General features: G+C 49.4%; 4 protein-coding genes and 1 pseudogene. All 5 read left to right on the top strand.

What is annotated here, in order from left to right; all coding sequences use genetic code 11:
* Positions 1-193 precede the first annotated feature (193 nt).
* Complete coding sequence (locus B9T16_RS27905; protein WP_410246305.1) at positions 194-853, top strand: hypothetical protein; 660 nt, start codon at positions 194-196, stop codon at positions 851-853.
* A complete protein-coding gene (locus B9T16_RS27900; protein ID WP_410246304.1) occupies positions 822-1,196 on the top strand; it encodes a hypothetical protein in 375 nt (124 codons plus the stop codon). Before B9T16_RS27905 ends, B9T16_RS27900 begins: the two co-directional genes overlap by 32 nt.
* Positions 1,197-1,365: 169 nt before the next feature.
* A complete protein-coding gene (locus tag B9T16_RS27895) occupies positions 1,366-1,578 on the top strand; it encodes a hypothetical protein (RefSeq protein ID WP_006615910.1) in 213 nt (70 codons plus the stop codon).
* A 17-nt stretch (positions 1,579-1,595) separates the two neighbouring features.
* Positions 1,596-1,835: a type II toxin-antitoxin system HicA family toxin gene (locus tag B9T16_RS27890; RefSeq protein WP_006615911.1), complete on the top strand. Its 240-nt coding sequence runs from the start codon at positions 1,596-1,598 to the stop codon at positions 1,833-1,835.
* Positions 1,836-2,196: 361 nt separating this feature from the next.
* A pseudogene (locus B9T16_RS27885) lies at positions 2,197-2,429 on the top strand (hypothetical protein); the annotation flags it as partial.

Raw genomic sequence — 2,429 nt, 5'->3', positions numbered from 1 at the left:
CGCCATAAAGTATTCGGTTATCCGTACTTGACAAAATTCCTAGATTTATAACCAATAATTTCACCACCTTTCCACCACCTGGCAAATTTTTGATTAAGAAACCCGGTTTCTGGGACTTAAACAACAGCCACCAATGGCTAGGGCCTATCGTTCGCTAAAATGGGGATAATTGAGACACCTGAGAGGAACCCCCATGACCACCAGTGCTGATGATGTTTGGAGGCTGCTAGGAGAACTCATAGAAGCCCAAAAGGAAACTGAACGAGTCATCAAAGAACAGTCCCAAGAAACCGAACACCGCTTCCGGGAAACCGATCGCCGCTTCGAGGAAACCAAGCAACTCCTCCAGCGACAGTCCGAAGAAAGCGATCGCCGCTTCCGGGAAACCGAACGAATCATCAAACAACAGAATGAAAAACTCAACCAGGAATTAGGCAAATTGGGAAACCGCCTCGGAGAATTTGTCGAATGGCAGGTACGCCCCGCCGTCGTGCAACTGTTTCAAAAAAGGGGAATTGCTGTCAATGAATTTCACGGCGACCTCTCGGTTAAACGCTTTGGAGAAGCCCTAGAAATTGATTTGCTCGTCGTCAACAGCGACCAAGCCATATTAGTGGAAGTCAAAAGCAAACTCAGCCAAACCGACATCGACGAACACCTGGAAAGACTCGAAAAATTCAAGCGGTTAATGCCCCGTTATAGTGATGTCAAAGCCATGGGAGCCGTCGCCGGAATGGTGGTTCCCGAAGAAGTCGCCCGCTATGGCTACCGTCGCGGCTTATTTGTGTTGGCACAGTCAGGAGATAGCGTGGTGATTTTAAATGATGATAAATTCCGTCCCCGCCAATGGTAAATTACAGCCAGAGTTGGCGTTCGCGCAGCGTGCCCGCCAGAAGTATCGCGCAGCGTGCCCGCCAGAAGTATCGCCTACCCTCTCGGAAGCGCGTTCCCGTAGCCTCGGAGTGCGACGTATCGCCTACCCTCTCGGAAGTGCGACCTATCGCCTACCCTTTCAGAAATGCGATCGCGCTTCTGTGGGGACGGCTTCACCCGCTACATCACATCAAACACCTTCCGCGTCGTGTCCGGGTGCCGGAATGCGTTCGCGTAGCCTCGGAGTGCGACCTATCGCGCAGCCTCGGAGTGCGACCTATCGCGCGCAACGGGTGTCGTCAGCGATTCCGATGGGGGAATGAGAGCTGGGGGTTGAGAGGATGGGAGCCGATCAGAACGCGATCGTCCCACACTGTAACGATCGCCTTGTGGTATGATCGGAAACGAACAGGCTTCTTCTGGGTCAAAGTTTGAATAAAAATAGCGACCATTTTTTAGGATTGATGTCAACCATAAACGAGGAGGATAAAAATGAATCCAGTCATCATTTTTGAAGTGTATCAGGAAGAAGATGGCGGATTTGTAGCCGAATGTTTGACCGAGGATATCTTCACTCAGGGTGATGATTGGGAAGCGTTGCGAATCCATGTCAATGAAGCCGTCAAAGGCTATTATTTCGACCAACCTAGCTGTCCCAATGTCAAGCTACATCTAGTCAAAGAAGAAATCTTAGTCATCCAGTAGATCGATCCAAATTATCGATGAAAATCCCCAGAGATATTAAAGGGACTCATTTGGCAGACATTCTCTGTCGCCAATGGGATTATGAGGTTGTTCACCAACAGGGGAGCCACATTATTTTAGAAACAGAGTTGCCCCACCATCAAAGGATTAGCATTCCCAATCATAACCCTTTGCGACTGGGAACTCTCAATAGTATTTTACGATCAATTTCCCGACACAAAGGAGTCACTAAAACCGACATTATCAATACATTGTAAGTCACCCTCATTTGAGTTTAGATATCCCCACAACTCGGGCGATCGCTTAGAGTCTCAGAAGTGCGATCGCGCAGCCTCGGAGTGCGACGTATCGCATAGGGTCGGAGTGCGACCTATCGCCACCACCTCGACACCCCCCACTCAAACCGTCACTTATATCGGTTTCCCGCCATAAAGTATTCGGTTATTCGTACTTGACAAAATTCCTAGATTTATAACTAATCATTTCACCACCTTTCCACCACCTCGCAAATTTTTGATTAAGAAACCCCGTTTCTGGGACTTAAACAACAGCCACCAATGGCTAGGGCCTATCGTTCACTAAAATGGGGATAATTGAGACACCTGAGAGGAACCCCCTATGACCACCAGTGCTGACGATGTTTGGAGGCTGCTAGGAGAACTCATAGAAGCCCAAAAGGAAACTGAACGAGTCATCAAAGAAGAGTCCCAAGAAACCGAACGCCGCTTCCGGGAAACCGATCGCCGCTTCGAGGAAACCAAGCAACTCCTCCAGCGACAGTCCGAAGAGAGCGATCGCCGCTTCCGGGAACAATCCCAAGAAAGCGANTCTCGTTCCGAGACGCTNCGCGA

The organism is Arthrospira sp. PCC 8006 (assembly GCF_046480465.1).
Lineage (GTDB): Bacteria > Cyanobacteriota > Cyanobacteriia > Cyanobacteriales > Microcoleaceae > Limnospira > Limnospira platensis.
The sequence above is the reverse complement of the archived record's forward strand: the minus strand, read 5'-3'. Positions and strand labels throughout refer to the sequence as shown.